At 60.9% G+C, this 17,099-nt stretch carries 17 protein-coding genes; 9 read left to right on the top strand and 8 right to left on the bottom strand.

The window, feature by feature from the left end; translation table 11 throughout:
• Nucleotides 1-58: 58 nt before the first annotated feature.
• Entirely contained in the window at nucleotides 59-757 is a 699-nt protein-coding gene (locus ACLV7J_RS09755; protein WP_411868912.1) for a thermonuclease family protein, read from the bottom strand.
• Between the two features lie 1,398 nt (nucleotides 758-2,155).
• Between ACLV7J_RS09755 and ACLV7J_RS09750 the strand changes: the two genes are divergently transcribed.
• Nucleotides 2,156-2,851, top strand: a complete 696-nt coding sequence (locus ACLV7J_RS09750; protein ID WP_411868911.1) for a response regulator transcription factor — start codon at nucleotides 2,156-2,158, stop codon at nucleotides 2,849-2,851.
• 482 nt (nucleotides 2,852-3,333) lie between these two features.
• Complete coding sequence (locus ACLV7J_RS09745) at nucleotides 3,334-3,561, top strand: DUF3136 domain-containing protein (RefSeq protein ID WP_411868910.1); 228 nt, start codon at nucleotides 3,334-3,336, stop codon at nucleotides 3,559-3,561.
• Between the two features lie 468 nt (nucleotides 3,562-4,029).
• Here ACLV7J_RS09745 and ACLV7J_RS09740 read toward each other — a convergent pair whose 3' ends face one another.
• The 5 genes from ACLV7J_RS09740 to ACLV7J_RS09720 form a co-directional block, all read right to left on the bottom strand.
• Nucleotides 4,030-4,257 (bottom strand): hypothetical protein, encoded by a 228-nt coding sequence (locus ACLV7J_RS09740; RefSeq protein ID WP_411868955.1) that lies wholly within the window; start codon nucleotides 4,255-4,257, stop codon nucleotides 4,030-4,032.
• A gap of 1,437 nt (nucleotides 4,258-5,694) precedes the next feature.
• Nucleotides 5,695-8,220 carry a PAS domain S-box protein gene (locus tag ACLV7J_RS09735; protein WP_411868909.1) on the bottom strand — a complete coding sequence of 842 codons (2,526 nt, stop codon included), beginning with the start codon at nucleotides 8,218-8,220 and terminating at the stop codon, nucleotides 5,695-5,697.
• Between the two features lie 199 nt (nucleotides 8,221-8,419).
• Entirely contained in the window at nucleotides 8,420-8,869 is a 450-nt protein-coding gene (locus tag ACLV7J_RS09730) for a CopD family protein (protein ID WP_411868908.1), read from the bottom strand.
• A 226-nt stretch (nucleotides 8,870-9,095) separates the two neighbouring features.
• The gene (locus ACLV7J_RS09725) at nucleotides 9,096-9,371 is read right to left on the bottom strand and encodes a DUF1651 domain-containing protein (protein WP_411868907.1); all 276 of its coding nucleotides are present in this window, start codon (nucleotides 9,369-9,371) and stop codon (nucleotides 9,096-9,098) included.
• Nucleotides 9,368-9,568 (bottom strand): galactose oxidase, encoded by a 201-nt coding sequence (locus tag ACLV7J_RS09720; protein ID WP_411868906.1) that lies wholly within the window; start codon nucleotides 9,566-9,568, stop codon nucleotides 9,368-9,370. Before ACLV7J_RS09720 ends, ACLV7J_RS09725 begins: the two co-directional genes overlap by 4 nt.
• Nucleotides 9,569-10,127: 559 nt before the next feature.
• On the opposite strand from ACLV7J_RS09720, the gene ACLV7J_RS09715 reads away from it, so the two are divergent.
• The 3 genes from ACLV7J_RS09715 to ACLV7J_RS09705 all read left to right on the top strand — a co-directional run bounded on the left by ACLV7J_RS09715 (nucleotide 10,128) and on the right by ACLV7J_RS09705 (nucleotide 11,831).
• The gene (locus ACLV7J_RS09715; RefSeq protein WP_411868905.1) at nucleotides 10,128-10,382 is read left to right on the top strand and encodes a hypothetical protein; all 255 of its coding nucleotides are present in this window, start codon (nucleotides 10,128-10,130) and stop codon (nucleotides 10,380-10,382) included.
• Nucleotides 10,383-10,674: 292 nt separating this feature from the next.
• Nucleotides 10,675-11,187: a hypothetical protein gene (locus ACLV7J_RS09710; protein ID WP_411868904.1), complete on the top strand. Its 513-nt coding sequence runs from the start codon at nucleotides 10,675-10,677 to the stop codon at nucleotides 11,185-11,187.
• Between the two features lie 452 nt (nucleotides 11,188-11,639).
• Nucleotides 11,640-11,831 carry a Thivi_2564 family membrane protein gene (locus tag ACLV7J_RS09705; protein WP_411868903.1) on the top strand — a complete coding sequence of 64 codons (192 nt, stop codon included), beginning with the start codon at nucleotides 11,640-11,642 and terminating at the stop codon, nucleotides 11,829-11,831.
• 333 nt (nucleotides 11,832-12,164) lie between these two features.
• Here the strand turns inward: ACLV7J_RS09705 and ACLV7J_RS09700 are convergent, their stop codons facing one another.
• Nucleotides 12,165-13,043 (bottom strand): sigma-70 family RNA polymerase sigma factor, encoded by an 879-nt coding sequence (locus ACLV7J_RS09700; protein WP_411868902.1) that lies wholly within the window; start codon nucleotides 13,041-13,043, stop codon nucleotides 12,165-12,167.
• Between the two features lie 670 nt (nucleotides 13,044-13,713).
• Here ACLV7J_RS09700 and ACLV7J_RS09695 point away from each other — a divergent pair.
• The 4 genes from ACLV7J_RS09695 (at nucleotide 13,714) to ACLV7J_RS09680 (ending at nucleotide 14,839) form a co-directional block, all read left to right on the top strand.
• Entirely contained in the window at nucleotides 13,714-13,920 is a 207-nt protein-coding gene (locus ACLV7J_RS09695) for a CsbD family protein (RefSeq protein WP_411868901.1), read from the top strand.
• A 76-nt stretch (nucleotides 13,921-13,996) separates the two neighbouring features.
• The gene (locus ACLV7J_RS09690) at nucleotides 13,997-14,143 is read left to right on the top strand and encodes a lmo0937 family membrane protein (RefSeq protein ID WP_411868900.1); all 147 of its coding nucleotides are present in this window, start codon (nucleotides 13,997-13,999) and stop codon (nucleotides 14,141-14,143) included.
• Nucleotides 14,144-14,325: 182 nt separating this feature from the next.
• A complete protein-coding gene (locus ACLV7J_RS09685) occupies nucleotides 14,326-14,616 on the top strand; it encodes a hypothetical protein (protein WP_411868899.1) in 291 nt (96 codons plus the stop codon).
• A gap of 37 nt (nucleotides 14,617-14,653) precedes the next feature.
• A complete protein-coding gene (locus tag ACLV7J_RS09680) occupies nucleotides 14,654-14,839 on the top strand; it encodes a CsbD family protein (protein ID WP_411868898.1) in 186 nt (61 codons plus the stop codon).
• A 39-nt stretch (nucleotides 14,840-14,878) separates the two neighbouring features.
• Here ACLV7J_RS09680 and ACLV7J_RS09675 read toward each other — a convergent pair whose 3' ends face one another.
• The gene (locus tag ACLV7J_RS09675) at nucleotides 14,879-16,669 is read right to left on the bottom strand and encodes an alpha-amylase family glycosyl hydrolase (RefSeq protein WP_411868897.1); all 1,791 of its coding nucleotides are present in this window, start codon (nucleotides 16,667-16,669) and stop codon (nucleotides 14,879-14,881) included.
• Nucleotides 16,670-17,099 lie beyond the last annotated feature (430 nt).

Here is a 17,099-nt window from a genome sequence, read left to right as displayed (position 1 = left end):
CGCCGAACTGACACTCCGGCGCTGGGACGCGGGTGGCTCTACGGGTCAGGCGAGTGGCTCAGGGGCGAAGGCTTTCGCAGGCCTCTCCGTCGCCATTGCCATCGAGGTAGGTGTGGCCCTGGCGGAGCAGCTCCTGGGCGAGGGCATAGGAGCCGATCTCGCGGCAGCGGTAGCGCCGACCGCCGGCTGGGGTCGTGTTGGCCCAGGGGGCTGGCTTCTGACTGCTGGATCCGGCGGCTCCCGCACCAGAGGGTTGAGTGGTTCTTCTGCCCCGCCGGAAGTCCCAGGGGCGGGTGATGCCACCGGGCACCTGCCAGACCCCGTAGCGCCTGCGGCTGGCCCGGTGCTCGGCGTTCAGATATTCCTTGGCATCGCAGCCGGCGAGGTACTGGCGGTAGGCAAAGGCCAGGCCGTCCTCCACCAGGGCCAGGTTCAGATTCACCTCGCCGATCACTTCGGCCACGGTGCGGCCATAGCGGTCGGTGGTCTGGGGGATCAGCCGCACGGCGCTGCCGATCGGCAGGCGGGTCTGGAGGTAGCGGCGGGCCTGGGCGCCGTACGGCGCCTGGGCCATCTCGGGGGCATCAATGCAGGCCAGCCGCACCGTCACCAGCCTGCCGGTGTCGCCGACGCGGATCGTGTCGCCATCGCCGATCGACACCACTGTGGCGGTGCCTCGCTGCGCAAGGACAGGTGGTGAAGCCAGCGCTGGAGCCAGCAACAGGATCGAGAGAAGCGGCAAGGAAGTTCCGGGCATGGGGGAGGCTGCCCGATGACCAGCCAATGCAGGTCCACATCAAGTGTCCTTCTAACCCGGCCATAGCAGTGAGGCAGGAGATATCAGGGAGTAGAAGATGTCCAAGTAGGGGCTGGAATGGACATTGACGCTCTACCTTCTCCTGGTGAGTGATGCCTGGCCCAGGAGACATTGTTATTCAGAGGCAGTCAGTCCTGCGACTACCTCGATGCGGTAACCCAAATTGGAGATCAGAACCTGAATCAGTGAGGCCACGCATGCCCCCACCATAGCCTCAGCCAGAAGACCGGTCATGCTTGCCTCGACGAGGCTGGCCAGACTAGGACATCAACAGAAACAACATCATGATCGCTGGCGTAGACGCAATTCAGGATTTTTAGCCTGATCGCGATTCAACTATTTGGCGCTTGTGATAGAGAGTAATCATGCTTCTTTGCTGCGACCTGCAGTCTGAACGTGCTGTTGCCGAGGGGCAATACCCCCATCTGGGGACATTACAAACTGAGCCGTTGATCCAATACTGGAACAGCCGAACGCAAGGAGGGAGGCATGGTGGGCTTTAACGTGAACAGAATTAGCAGCTGCCTGGGACGGACCTGCAGAAATGGCGCACGGATGGTGACCTCAGCGAAATAGACCTGGCCTTGGTCATGGATCGCCTTGCTGAAGTGGATCAAGATATAGCCCGGCTTCAACAGAAAGAGTTGGCTGACACAAATATCAAGCCACTTGAAGGGAATAGCACCTAGCAGAGACAAGACCAAGGCCTGACATCGAACAAGGAATGCGATGCAGTATATGGGCATTCGTTCTTGTGATTTGCACCCTCTTCAAGGGCGAATCAATCGTCGCACGCTCGCTGTAATTGGGTATTGATCCCTGGTGTCTATGAGATTTAGCGAGCATCAAAATAGTCACATCACTGCCGATCGGAGCAATCGTATGCATCCAACGGGTGGCTCATGCTCTGGCGAGATCACATCCATGCACCACTCAGTCGACACGAGGGGGATCACGTCGTTCGATCAGCCAGAGTTTGATTGGAAAGCTAACGAGTATCGAGCTATGCTCAGCCCACCAACAAAGAGGCGGCAGGTCGAGCGCTATGATTCAAGCTTGGTGGCAAGCATTGCTAGCCCTGATCTCCGAGAGTTGATTCGACTCTGTGCGAATCTCTATGGTCACTGCAGTTCTCGTGTTGGGGCCTGAATCCTTATATGCATAATGATCGTGCCCGAGAAGTGAAATGGTCTCAATGCAAGGGTTTCACTGGGACTTGGATCTTTCTGGAGTGTCTTCTCGGCGTACACTAACAGGGTGTCTAGGGTGTTGGCGGAATATGCACTCCTGAGCTGACCACTACCCATTATCTATTTCTTGCAACAGAACTGAAAGCGCATGGACCTAACTGCATTCCTGGCAAGAGCCGACAAGGAAATCCCCGATGAAGGTCTTGAGTCTGTCGAGATTCCTGGTCGTGTCGCTGTGGCTGCAAAGGGACGCTTTCTCCTGCGGGCGTTGTGCCGAAGCTTCAGGGGCTACTCCCGGATCACCTGCGCTGTCACTGACCAGGAGACTTGCTTGAATTACTTAAACGATGGGGCAAGCGATCCCTATACTTTACTTGTTTGTACGGACTACCTTGAAAATGGCAACGGATTTGATCTAGTACGTCAGGCTCGTCTCAATTGCCCGAGTATTCACACTGTTGTCCTGGCTCTTGGTGATGCCATTCCTGCTGAATGTGCTGATGCCCCCTGGCTTGAGGCTGTTGTAGCAGAGGCAGACTTTGTGGATGATCAACAACCACTGCAAGCCGCTGTCTTGGCCGTGCTTGGCGGCCATTCCTATCGCAGCCCTTCATTGCGAAGTGGTGTGCTGCCCTATCTGAGCTGTCCGCGATTAACACCTCGCGAGTACGAAGTTCTTGACCTCCTTGCCAGCGGCCTGAGTGACAGAGAAATTGCAAAGCGGCTGGTGGTTAGCGATGAGACTGCTCACACTTATACCAAGAGGTTGCTGCAAACACTCAACGTGCACAACCGATTACAAGCTGTGCTCAAAGGCATGAGATGCGGCATGGTTCAGATCTGACCGATAGCAACGACCGCTTGGCTTGCTCGCTACCCCTCAGGTCTATTGACAGTCATATGCCGACCTTATTGCCTTTGAGTAGCCAGTTATTGACTAGGTAGTCATTCTAACCAGGAAAGTGGCAATCGGTTTCAAGGTGATGCATTTCTGTCGCAATGAGCATGCCGATCTGCTGCTGGCAAATGGAGGTTGATTAAGGCGGAGAAGTCTGAATTCACCTGGGCTAGCCGAGCAGTGCATACAGTCTAGATGAGACAAGGCCAGGTCTCTTGTGCCCATCTTTACCTGTAAATCACAACTGATTGATATTCCGGTCGTGTGCTGTAGGCACGCATTAGCCCAGCCTGAGCGTGTGTGGCTTTTCGTGGCGTCAGCTCTCATGGAGCAGCCTGGCCATCTCAGTAGTCGATTCACCCCCATTTGGGGGCTTCGCAAAGTGAAGGCACTGATTGATCATTGAAATTGACTACCCTCCTGCTGTCATGAGCGATCAACCTGCCACTCCAGCTCTAACAATCCGGGGGCTGGAATCGAACTACACGCTCTACTGCAAGGCCTTGCGCATACTGATCACAGAAGGGCGGACCATTAATCAGATTCGTCGTAGCGTCTGCTGGAGTAGGCTCTGCATCCTTCACAAGTGCCTGCCGAATAAATACCGAGATCCGGAGCATCTCTACATCTTGCTGACCAGGCAGGTGGAGCCATGATGAGTGCCGACTGGGGTGGGGTCCTGGTCAGCGCTTAACTACTACTTACTGGCATTGTGCTAGTAGGGTGAAGCGACTGTTCTCTGTGAGTAGTAGGTCCCTCTGGTATATCTCTTCTCTTTGCGCTGGATCTGCAGGTCGCCTTCTTCGTGCCTGGACTTGCTGTGGTTGTGCGGGGTGTGTTGTCCTTGATGCGTGATGCATTTTGGCTATGGATGATGCTGTGGAGGGGCGTGTGGTTATGTCCTCCTCCTTGGAGATATATCCAGCTAAAGCATGCAACAATAGGGAGTCAATATGGCCGCTAGAGGCCGGTCAATTGCCTTGGCATCGTGTCAATCGCTGGCATAGCAGGGATGGAGGGCGCAATCAGCCGAGGCTTCGCTGATGTGCATGCCACGCGCTGCGCTCAAGTCCGGGTCGTTGCCAACACGCAGCGCTGGGATGTACGGATAATGGTTCCAGTTCTTATGGGTTACTTGATGTCATTGATTGGCCGCCAGCACCTGTGTCTCCGGTGCTAGCGCTATCTGCGGACAGGTCGTTGAGAAGTGCAAAATCGCCGATTATCTTCTGCGCGTGTTTATTGTATGCAAGCGCAGCCTCGTGTTCTGTCGTGAACGAGCCTAGATAGTAACGCCGCCCTCTCCAATACACCTGAGCGGTCCAAAGCTGGGTCTGCTTTCTGAAAGACACACCGCGATATTCAGAGTGAGCCCCAGGGCGTCTGGGACGACTGGCGTATGCCTGGTAGGTCTCTTCTGGATTGCGACTGGAGAGGAAGGACACAGCGAGCTGGGGGACCTTCTTAAAGTTCTTTCAGTGACGGCCTTGTCGGCTAGTCCCCATTTGGGGCTTGTCTGAGGATTCTAGTACTCAGCTCAGCTCAGCAAGAGATTCCCTGTGCAGGCATCGTTCTGTTCCTTCACCTTGGCGGACGGCTTGGATCCGTTGGCAGCCTTCGTGGCTGAATGCCATTGCGGCGAAGATGGCAGGGTATCCGGATCTCGGTGTTGTGATCTTCGGGACCGGATCACGCGATGGATGCTGCTGATTACTCCTCCCCTTAGAGGTAACAGGGCGTTGTGTTGACGCGCACTGTTGGGAGTTCAGAGTACCAGTCGTACTTGATGTGAGGCTGATTATTGCAGATTGGTTTCCTCGCTCTCGCGGCATCGCTTACCAGCTCGATAACGGGGTCGCCAGTGGGCGCCTGGTTTGGAGAGGCAACTGCCTGCAGAAGCCAGGCGACACCATCGTCGCGCCTCAGACCGACAGGCCACTCAGGTGGCGGGCAGCGATACAGCCCAGGACCTGGGTCAAGGCCAGGAGGACCGACAGAGCCCGCCAACGCCGTGGGGTCATTAGTGCACTCTGGCCCCGCCCACGCCCTCACCCAGACCTGGCATCAACGCCCGGCGCTGCCGTGGAGAGCCCTGATGCCTGTGACCAGCCTGCTCAAGCCGCTTTTACTGAAACAACCTCTCTGGCAAGGCGAGGAAGCGCAGCGGCCCGGGGCCAATGGGGCCTCTCGCGTCGGCAGGGCCCGAGCCCCAAACAATCCAACCTGCTCCGGCTTGGCCCATGGAGCAATGCGTGGAATGACGGATTGCCTTGGGCTGCCAGCAGCGAGATGCTGAGCCCATCACCCCAGGAGGCGCCTGCTATGGACGACACCCCCCCTGAGCACCAGCCAGGAGTGCGCTGACGATCCGGCCCCTGCTCCAACACTCTCGACGGATCTCTGACGTTCCTGGCGTGTCGCTGGTCTGTCTGAACAGCCCTGTCGCCGTCCACTGCACCGCCCCAGGTGCCCCGGACCCAACGGAACGTCCCAATTGACACCTGGCCCCAGGTGCCAGCGCTGGCAGCTCCGACCACAACTGAAGACACCCTGATCTGACGATCATGGCTGTTGCCCAACAAAACCATCGCGCAGCTGCGCCCGACCCCCTTGGGAAGGCACCACGGCTGAGCTGACAGACACCCGGGGCCAACGCTCCGGGCTTTGTTGGGTGTTGTCGCATCGACAGCGGTCAAGCTCGTGCCCACAGCAGGTCGCTGTCTTCCGGGCTGCAGGTCAGCGTCGCCCGGAACGATTGACCGGCGTTGTCTCCGCATGGTGGCGACCTATCAATCGCCAACCCCGCAGTTGCGGCCAGCCTCCTTGGCGGCATAGAGGCGAGCATCGAGCCGTTGCAGCCAATCCGTGGAGGATTCTCCCTCCAGTCGCTGCGCCACACCGAAACTGGCTGTGACGGTGCCCGCCTGGCTGAACGGCGTTTCGGCAATGAGCTGCCTCAGCTTTTCAGCCAGCACCATCGCTGCAGCTGCTCCACTCTCGGGCAGAAGGATCAGAAACTCCTCGCCACCCCAGCGGCCAAAGCTGTCACTGCTCCGCAGCTGCTCCCGGATGCGCCGGCAGAATTCGATCAGCACCTGATCGCCTACTGGATGACCCAGGCGATCATTGATCGTTTTGAAGAAATCAATGTCGCAGAGGATCAGCGAGAGGGGACCCCCGTAACGATCGGAGCGGTCAATGGCCTGCTGGATCCTGGTTTCTATCTGGCGACGGTTCCAGATGCCTGTGAGGCTATCAGTGCTGGCCAGTTGCTCCAACTGCTGGTTGGCTTCCATCAGCTTGCGCTCATAGCCCTTGCGTTCTGTGATATCCCGGCTGACGCCCAGCAGTTTGTCGAACTCTCCTTGCCCGTTGAAGGTGGGCAGTGCGATCACATCCGCCCAGATGGTCGAACCATCGCGGCAGTAGTACTCCAGCTCGCCGCGGAACGGCGGCGGCTCCCGACCCGCCTGGACATCCTCGACCATCTGCTGAAAATAGGCCCGTGAACGTTGCTGCGATTCAGGGGTCAGGGTCTGCTCCAGGGGTTGGTGCATTGCCTCCTCAGGGCTGAAACCACGCAGCAGCTGAATTGACGGGCTCACATAACTGATGCGTCCATCGAGCTCCATGGTCCAGATCACGTCACGGGCGTTTTCGGCCAGTAGGCGGTAGCGCTCCTCGCTGATTCTCAGTTCCTTCTTGAGCTGATGCTGGATCGTCACATCCCGCGTGATTCCGACGACTTCAAGGAAGTGGCCCTCATTGGTGTAGATGCCTGTGGCCTTCGCGTCCGTCCAGACCGTACTGCCATCCTTGCAATATTCTTCCAGTTCTGCGTGGAAGTGGACCGGCCGGCCGGCGGCCACGTCGTAACGGGCCTTGTTAAGGCCTTCAGTCACAAGGGCGAAGGACTCCGGCGTGAAGTTCTGATCCAGGGGGAGGGCCATGACCTCCTCAGGCGAGAAGCCACGGAGCTGCTGGATGGATGGACTGAGATACGTGAACTGCCCGTCCAGACTGATGGCCCACACCACATCCAGCATCTGATCGGCCAAGCGGCGATGACGCTCCTCGCTGATGCGCAGCTGCTCCTGGAGTCGGCGCTGCCCGGTGATATCACGCGAGACACCGGCCACCTCCAGAAACTTGCCATCCTCGTCGTAGATGCTGGTGGCTTTGACATCGGTCCAGACCGTGCTGCCATCCTTGCAATATTCCTCCACCTCCTGTTGGAAGATCACGGGGCGACCGGCTGCCACATCCTCGCGGGCCTGCCGCACGCCCTCCAGCACCACGGCATAGGACGCTGGCGTGAAGTGCTGCTCCAGCGGCATGGCGATCAGCTCCTTGGGCGTAAAGCCGCGCACCCGCTGTAGCGAGGGGCTGAAGTAGGTGAACTTTCCCTCCTCCAGATTGATCGCCCACACCACATCCAGCATCTGATCAGACAGGCGCCGGTGGCGCCGTTCGCTCTGCTTGAGCGTTTCTTCTGCGGCCACCATCTCATCGATAACATGGAAGCTGGCGACGATTCCCTCCACGACTCCTTTGCTGTTGACGTAGGGGCCAGCGTGGGTTTCGATCCAGTGGATGCTGCCGTCCTTGGCATAGACCTGTTCGCGTGCTCTCACGCTGTTGCCGCCCATCGATAGGGTCTGGCGATTGGCCTGGTAGTGCTCGGCCTTACCTCCATGCAGCAGGAACTGGGTGCCGACCTGGCCGATCCAGTCTTCCGGCAGCCAGCCCAGGGCGGCAGTGAGCGACGGCGACACCCAGACGATCTGCCCCTCGCTGTCCACCCGAAAGACCACATCGCTGGAGTTCTCCGCCAGTAACCGGAAGTGCTCTTCCTGCTCGGCCAGCGCCAGCCGCTGGCGGCGGGCCTCACTGACATCAAGGATCTGAACGATGAACAGGCACTGACCACCGCTGCGCAGGCAGGACACTGAGACCTGACCCCAGATCTGGTGTCCATCGGCGTGGATGTAGCGCTTCTCGCGCTGAAAGGCCTCCCGCCGGCCCGCCACCATCTCCTCCACCAGATGGAAACTCTCGGCCAGGTCGTCGGGGTGGGTGACATCCCGCAGCAGCAGCTGGAGCAGCGCGGCCTCATCGCGGCCAAGCATGCGGCAGAGAGCGGCATTCACCTCCAGGAAGCGACCGTCCGCCGTCACCAGCGCCATGCCGATCGCCGCATGGCGCATCGCCTGCTCGAGCAGCCGGGCCTGGCCCAGGTCTTCGCAGAGGAGGAGCTCCTCAGTTGCCGGATCCCCGGGTGCGGAGCCCGCTGCAGGACAGCTCGAATGATCCAAGGGACTCAGGCCGCAAGAGCTGGCGGTGGCAATGTGCTTCGGCGAACCCTAATGAGATTGCCAAGACACCTGACTTGACTATCGAGGCATTTTTATTGAAGTTCGGTATGGAGAGGCAAGGTAATGGCGGTTGATGGTGTAACTGGTCTGAGTCAGGGCTCTGGACTGCCCCACGCCGGGACGGGACCTCAGGCCAAGCTCAACCGAGGCCGCCCAGCCGGATCAGGGCACCCACCACCACGAAGGCGATCGCCAGGGCCGTGATGGCGCGGATGTGCCAGGCCAGGCCGCTGAGAGTGTCGTCCGTGAGCTGGGGGATCAGCCGCAGCCGGGCATGCACCGCCAGCGCGGCCGTGCCGGTCAGCAGGAGCAGCTTCACGCCCACCAGCATCCCGATCGGGTTCTCCGGGCTGAAGAGCCCCTCAAAGCCCGGCAAGTAGATCCAGCCCATCCACAGCCCGGTGAGCACCTGGATCCCTAGGGCCGTCAGGCCCAGCGGCTCGAAGACTTCCTCGAAGGCGCGGATCTGAGCCGCGCTCTGCGCCCGCCGCGCCCGCGGCAGCACCCCCAGATCGAGCACCAGATGGCCGCCGGTCCAGACCGTGGCGGCAAGCGCATGCACGATCACCAGCACCGGAAAAGCAGACACGGAAGCACCAGAACGACTGGCCCAACGATGGTCGCCTTAGGGCGAGGTTGTCGGTGAAGGGGATCCTCGATGGTGGCCTGAGCTGGAAAGAAGGGCCCTCTGTGATGAGGGCCCTACCGCTGCGCGGAAGACTGCGTCTAGCGACCGGTTGCGGGAGCTGTTGGTGAACCCCCGGTCGGGTGTCTACCTATCCCTCCTGTGGTGTCAGTACGGCAAGCCGGCGGCTTCACCACTGCGGTCCGCAGGGCTTCCAACCCTCCTGGCGCTTCTGGCTCCACAGTGTGATCGCCTGTTCACGGGTGAGCTCCTTGCGGTTCTTGAGCAGCGGTACCGGCTGATCCGGCAGCAGTTCGCCGCTGGTCACCTCCAGGCGCTGGGTCCAGCGGTCCCAGAGGGTGGGCCGGAAGTGGAGCACGCGGCGGCCGTCGCTGAGCCAGCCCTCTTTTGGCGAGAGGGGCGGCCTCTTGCTGGCCCCAGCGGCCTTCCCCCTAGTGCTGGTCATGCCCCTTCCGGCGCCCAGCCCTTCCGCCGCACCATGTCGTCGGTCCAGCCCTGGCAGCGGCGGGTGAGGTGCTCGCCGTGGGCGATCAGGCCGTGGTGCAGCCGGCAGGTGAGCAACGGGATGCAGCTGGCTGCGGCGTGGTGGCGGAACCAGTGGCAGGTGAGGCAGACCTGGCGGCTGCGGCTGGGCTGCAGCACGGTCTGATCGAGGTAGGGCCAGGCCTCAGGACAGGGGTCGGCGGAGAGGGGGAGGGGGCGGTCACGGCGACACCGGTGGGCGTACGCCTGTACTAGTAAGAATGGCGCGCCCTGTCGCCTCCGTGATCACGGCCGCAGGTCCCAGGTCTGCGCGGGCGACCGGCAGTGGTTCGCCATGGTCCGCTGCTCCCCGGTGGTGCGTGCCAAGGAGCTGGATCTGGAGCGCGACCCCGATCTCATCCAGGCGCTGGGCAACAGCCAGGCCAGTCCCGTTGGGATTCCCCGATTGCGTGGACTGGTCCGGAGGGGGCACGCCAGTGTCGAACGGTGACGGCCTCGTCGGGGCCTGTAAGTGCGTGCCGCTTCAGCCAGTTGCCTGCATGGGCCACGGCTCTCAGCACTGGCGAGTCCCTGAGGGCCGACCGGATGGGGCCAGCGAGCCCGGTTCGCTGGATGGGTGCTGAATCTGTGCTGAATCGACGAGGGCATCGATCACTAGAAGGTAGAGAACCGCTTGAAGCAATGCCTTCGCGGCGAGCCCTCTTCACCGAGAACTCCCATGAGAAAACGTTTGCTCTCGATCCTTTCGATCATTACCCTTGTGCTGGCACTGGCTCTGCCTTCCCCGGTCTTTGCGGCGTCCAAAGGCCCTCAGCTCTCCCAGGCCAGTCCGGCGCCCACCAAGGCCCAGGTCGATCTCGAGGCCTGCTCCGATGCAGCCGCTGAAAGCAAAGGCGGCAGCGAGTGCGGCAGCACCAAGGTGAGCGGTGCCACCAGCCGTGCGCTCAAGACGGTGACCAGCGGCAAGGGGTGACCAGGTGGGCCTCGATCCTGGGGATGAGCCCGATCCAACCCGGTCGCATTCTGGCGTCCCTCCTTGGTAACGCCGTACAGGCCATCTTGCCCTCGAGCACTGACCACTGACTGGCAAGCTTCCTGTTCCAAGAGGCATCACAGCTTGTGCTGTGATGCGACAAGCTGGATCGTCTTGGCATGGGCCTGGATCACATCAAACGCCCTCCTTGATTTACCTGAAGCATGGGCTATGGATGCCCCGGTCGAGCAGGGACGCCTACAGTTGATTCAGTCGTTCGCATCGGAGCAGAATGAATCGCCAAGGCAAGTACTGGTTGGCCTTGATCTCTGCCATTGTTGTGGTTGTGGGTCTTGTTGTCTATGTCAGTCGGCAGAATCAGGAGCGACTGACTACCGAGGCTCAGACCCAAGAGATGCGGGATCTCGCTGACCGCCAGGACCTGGCCAATCGTCAGGATCTGGCTAGCCGCGAGGAGATGGGCCGACAGCTGAGCGATTCGGCGCTCAGGAATGAACTGGACTCCGCTTCGCGACGGGAGTCTGCCCTCCAGGCGCAGCTCACGGCCATGGATGTGGCGGCCCGAAACCGGGCTGCGGATGCCCAGCAGCAGGCGAAGCGGCAGCAGGCGGAGCAGGAGCTGCGGGACCTCAGGGCGCAGCGGGCACAGCTTCAGAAACAGGTGAACTGCGAGCGTATCCAGCTTTCAATGAATCAGCTGGAAGCCAAGGGGAACTCCGATCAGGTGCTCAGTCTCCAGAAGCAATGGACTGTGGCATGCCCCAATCTTCGGACTGGCGGATGATGCCTTGTGGAGCGATATGGCCCGACCCGGTGGCTTCCACCATCTCGCAGAACCCCTGCACCTGGATGGGCTACAGGCGATTGGGTTGAACGGCGCCCGGGGTCACCTGGGGTTGCGAAACCAAACCGTGGCCCTGTTGGAGGAATCCCCATCCCCGGTGTTGCCAGGGGTGGTCCATGGGAGTGTTTTCGGGGGCTGCTGGTACGGCAGGCCCACGGGATTGCGGCACTGGTGGCGGGCCATCCAGCCCTGCGAAAAGACCGGCACTGCTCACCTGTGCACGACCAGGTGGCTCCCGCTCCCGCCTCCTGGTTCAAGTTTCTGGGCCAACTGTCCCGGGGGCGACTCACTGATCAGAATGGGGAAGGGCAGATCCGGGACACGCGTCGTTTGAAGACGGTAGTTGACTGAGATCCTGCCGCGTTTCGTCAACCAGTGACCGAGGCTGATTCATGGATCTCATTTCTCTCATCATCACGCTCATCGTAGTCGGCGTGTTGTTGTGGCTTGTTAATACGTACATCCCAATGGATGGAAAGATCAAAAGGATTCTCAATATTGTGGTAGTTGTCGCTGTCGTCGTCTGGCTGCTCAATGGGCTTGGATTGATGGATTCGATCCGTGGGGTTCGCGTCGGACGCTGACTCCCCAGTGGGCGCTACTGCTGGGCCCTGGCTCCGGCAGGAATTTGGCCGTGGTGAGGGGATGGCGGGCAATCACACCCGGATCCCCCTGTCCGCCCGGAGATCCTGGGGCTGGGATAAGCCCGTCGCGGTGCCGTGATCAGCAGTGCTGGTCACCGGAGGTGAGCTGAGTCAGTGATGGTGGCGTGACCCCTATCGATCTGTCCACGAAATCAGGGGAACCCCAGCCTGGCGTCGCGGGTACAGAGTGCTGCAGAGCCGATCCACAAGAGTGAGCTGGGGAGGAAGCTGGGCAAGATTCGAGCACCGGCGGCTGATGCCGAGACACAACACCTAGCCGGCTGCCCCAGAGTGACTGGGTTGGGGATGCAGCATCGGGCTCAGGCGCCGGCGCAGGCGCCGCAGGTTACGGCGTTCGGCGTTCTGGACCTGGTTCTTGTTGAGGCCAAGGGCCCTGCCCGTCTCCACCAGGGTGTGGCCCTCGTCGCTGCCGAAGCGCAGCTGCAGCAGCCGCTGGTCGAGCGGATCGAGGCCGCGCAGCTGCTGGTGCAGCCAGGCGTAGTCGTCGCTGACCTCGGGGCTGTGGGGATCCGGGATGCCGTCGAGCAGGGTGGCTCCCTTCTCCAGCCCATCGAGGCTGCGGTCGAGGGAGGCGGTGCTGCAGAGCTCGAGGGTGCGCAGGGCCGTGGTCACGCGGGTCTCGTCCTGCCCCAACCGTTCGGCCACACCGGCCAGGCTCAGCCGCTCTGGCGAGCTCGCCTGCAGCCGCTGGGCGCGGAAGGCCAGCTGGATCATCTGGGTGGGGAGGCGGATGGCGCGCCCCAGCTCAGTGATGCAGCGCCGCGCCGCTTGGTCTATCCACCAGAAGGCGAAGGTGGAGAGGCGGTAGCCGCGGCTGGGGTCGTAGCGCTCCACGGCGCGGATTAGCCCGAGGTTGCCGGCCTGGATCAGGTCGAGCACGTCGAGCTGGAGACTGCTGATGCGGTTCTGGTAGCGGCGGCACACCATCACCACCAGGCGCAGGTTGGCGGACACCATGCGGTTGCGGGCCCGCATGCCACGGCGCCTCAGGGCCGGCGGCGGCTCGGGATGCTGGAGCCACTCCTGCACGATGGCGCCGAGGTGCAGTTCCTCCGCGGCGGTGAGCAGGGGGATGGTGCCCGCCTGGTTGAGGTAGTCGAGCAGGGCTTCACCGCGGTGGGGGCGTGTCATGACTGGGCGGGGCTGTCCAAGGGATCCATCGGCAGTGGTTGATCGGAGCTCATCAAGCCCGAGATCCGAGCCCGTCGCATCAGAACTGCGCTCAGCCGATTGGCTGGATGCACGGATCGACAGGGGAGATTGAGGTGATTACAGGGGGGCCAGTTGACCCTGGTCTTCTACCAGTCTCACGTTAAGAAGAGCGGGGTTGTCTGTGAGTGTTATCGGCCAATTACGCACAACAGGTACACGCTTGCACCTGGCTGTTATTGAGACCTCTAGATGGGGTAGACGTTGGCCAGGGTGACCTCTGGGTTCGGTATCTATTGGTCGCAAGCACCAGGATGCAGGTGGGCAGCATGCAGAGAATGCTCAATAAATCGTTGTACCACTGAGAGGCCTTGCGCTGACTCACGTCTAACAGCAGATCTCCCTATCTCCACCATCATGAGCGCAACTGCAAGAACCCAGGGGATCGAAATGACTAGCATCTGATGAGAACCACTCGCTGGTCTGACCCATGGCAATGACCGCTAGACCATATCGACATCGGCTGCACCGACAGGCCTTGACTCTATTGTCTGCACTCTGCATCTTGGCCTCCTGCCTGCTGGTTCCATGGCCCGCAATGGCGATGTCGCCTGCCTCTGACCCCCTCGCTTTTGCCGCCATGACGAATAGAATGGATGCTGCTGCCAAAAAGGCAGAGGGCAGGCTCGAATCCGCCTATGGTGACCTCACGGGAGACACCGGTCACCAGATCAAGGGCAAAGCCAAGCAGGTGCAGGGCTCGGCCATGAACACGGCAGAGGACCTAAAGGAGGGGACAAAGTCAGCAGCCAAGAAGGTGGCTGGTGCAGCCAACGACATGGCTGATGATCTCGGCTGACACACGTCAGCTGTAGCGGCTCAGCCCAGCGAACTGAGCCTTCCCTACATCCTTATGTTGTTACGCGACTTGGATCATGCTTGAAACAATTGCCATCCTGCTGATTGTTCTCTGGCTGCTGGGGATGGTCACATCCGTCTCGTTGGGCGGTCTGATCCATCTCCTGCTGGTGATTGCCGTGATCGCCATCCTGTTGCGATTGATCCGCGGACGTGGTGTCTGAACGTCTTCGGGGGGCTCAGCTGTGGGGCTTGAGCGCGCTTGCAGGCCGGTTCCCCCTGAGCTGGCTATCCAGCTGGTCTGACCATTGTTGTGCTGTACCTGGCTCGATTGATCATGAAACTACGTTTTCTTCTTGTCTCGCCTCTCTTGGCGTTGGTGGCCTCATCGGCATTGGCCCAATCCGTGAGCGAGGCCCAGATGCGTGCCGCCAATCTGGCACGGATGCAGGCTGAGCTGCTGAATGGTGGCCTGAGCAAATACTCACCGGCGAACTGCATGCACCGTGGCGGCGGCGGCAGTTGTCTGGCGGCCGATACGCCCGAGGGCTTTCGGTTCCGCTTCCTCGGCGGCCCTCCGGGCTGGGATGCCAGGCGGCAGCCCGCCACCCTGGAGACCGTGGTGCTGGTGTCTCCTGATGGTCGCTCGTCCGTTGTGGAATACAACGGGCCGGTCCGTCCTCAACCAGCACCTTGACCCTGACCCCGACCCCGTTGTGATGGAGGTATGACCAATGACCAGCCTGAAACTGAAAGGCGAGTGGAATGAGATCAAAGGCAAGGTCAAGCAGGCCTATGCCGACCTGACTGATGACGACCTGGTCTATGTGGAGGGCAAGCACGATGAATTGCTGGGTCGCCTGCAGAAGAAGCTCGGCAAGTCCCAGGAGGAGATCCGTCACCTGCTGGAGTCGCTCTAGCTGGCCTGGGCCCCCGCGGGCCCAAGACTGGCTCGCCCGTCACTGCGAATAGATCAAGACGCTGTAGGGCGCGATCGACACAGATCCCGAGCAGGGCAGGGCATCGCACGATCCGGGGGTTGCCTCGGTATCACCGCTGCGGTGCCCCTCAAACAGGCTGCTGTAGCCCTGCCAATCGCTGTTGAAGCGCAGCTTCCAGAGGCCAGCGGCAGGGAACCCCATCACGTAGCCGTCCTGGGGCTCATGCAGAAAGTTGGCCACCACCACTACGTCATCGGCGGGGCCACCCTGGTCCCAACGGTGAAAGGCCAGCAGCTTGCGCTCTTCATTGAGGTGGTGCACCTGGGTGAACTGCCCGCACAGCCCTTGGGAGATCCCCAGTTGATTGAGGCGTAGGCCGATCAGATCCCGATACAGGCGAACGATGCCGCAGAACGTCGTGTTCTGATCCCAGTCCACTGGCACCGTGTCGCGGAACCAGCCCCCCTCCAGAAACTCCTGCCCCTGAAACAGCATCGGGATGCCAGGCGCCGTGAACACCATGGCGGCCGCCATGGTGGAGCGCTTCTGGGCATACCAGCCGGTGGGGTCGCTGCCGCTCACCTCCTGGGGGATGCGGGCCTGACCGTTGGCCACATCATCGTGGGATTCACTGTAGATCACACGCTGAAAGGCATCGTCGTTGTAGCGGTAGAGCAGGGCCTCGCGGATGCTGTTCAGGGAACGGCACTGGTCCTGGGAGGCGATCACGGCTTCGCGAATCGGCTGCACGAAGTTGGGATCCCACTGGCTGCCGAATCCGGCGCCACCGGCCCCCACCCCTTTGGTGATCCAGTCGTTGCTCTGGAGATCTTCCGCGATGGTGAGCCGACCAGGGCGTGAGCGCGCCACGGTTTCATTGATCGCCTGAAGCAGGCTCCAACCATCGGGCAATTCCTGGCTGCACTGGTCGCCACAGTGGGTGATGTAGAGCGTGCTGTCGAAACGCAACCCATCCATGTGGTATTCATCCAGCCACATCAACACGTTGTCGAGGATGAACTGCCGCACTTCGCCACGGCCAAAGTCAGGACGGGTTTCCCCCCAGGGGGTGATGGCGCGATCATCGTTGTAGAAATAGATGCCACCTCGGCCATTCTCCGACCAGCCATCGAACTGCCAGAGGTCGAGATCACTGGGGCCGAAGTGGTTGTACACCACATCCAGGATCACGGCGATCCCAGCTTGGTGCGCACGTTTGACAAACCGCTTCAGGCCCAGGGAGCCACCGTAGTCGGAGTCGACGGCGAACAGATGCGATGGGTTGTATCCCCAGGAGCGGCTGCCCGCAAACTGGCCCACGGGCATGATCTGAATCGCATTCACGCCTAACCGCTTGAGATGCTCCAGTCTTGCGGTGATCGAGATGAACTGGCCGGGCTGGCTGGAGTTCTCGTCGTTGAAGGTGCCCACATGCAGCTCATAGATCACCAGCTGGTTCCAGGGGGGCATGGAAAAGTGATCGTCCTTCCAGTCAAAGCCTGGGTCGTGGATGATGGCCTTCCCAACCGAGCTGGTGACTTCCCTTGCGTGGGGATCAATGCGCTGCAGCACACCTGCAGGTGTGGTGAGTTGATACTTGTAGTGATCACCCACCCGGGCGGAGGCCACCGTGGCCTGCCAGTAGCCGTGACCGTCGGCTGTCATCGGATCGCTCGCGCCGTTCCAGCCGTTGAAGCTGCCGATCACAGAGACCTGCTCGGCGTGGGGAGCCCAGACACGGAAGCCCACGCCATTGCTCTGGAGTGTGGTGCCCAATCCGGCCGGTGCTGACGTCTTGTCCTTGGCCATCACGCTGCATCTGTGTTCTACGGGCTAGGTGCGATCGACAGGCCTGTTGACCTCAGGCAACCGCTCTTCACGAAGGAGGCCTCATGGCTGTGGTTCGGACGGGGTGGCTGGTATGCAGATCGGCTTGGCACGATCGGTCTGTGGCGGGCGAAACCCTGTCTTCCCCGTATGCGCTGGTCACAGCCCGCGGCCAGTAGGTTGACCGCGTCTGGTGGCTGAACCATGGGGTGAAGGGTCCTCAGTTGGGGCGGCACCTAGGCTGAGCCGACAGATGCAAGGGGCCAGTGCTCCTGGGTTTGTTGTGTCTTGGAATCCCTTCCATGAAGAAGGGCCCCCTGTGCTGAGGGCCCTTGCACCGGTTGCGGGAGCTGTTGGTGAACCCCCGGTCGGGTGTCTATCTATGTACTAACTCTTCCTCCCGGCGGTGTCA

Source organism: Vulcanococcus limneticus LL (assembly GCF_943369875.1).
Lineage (GTDB): Bacteria > Cyanobacteriota > Cyanobacteriia > PCC-6307 > Cyanobiaceae > Vulcanococcus > Vulcanococcus limneticus_A.
The sequence above is the reverse complement of the archived record's forward strand: the minus strand, read 5'-3'. Positions and strand labels throughout refer to the sequence as shown.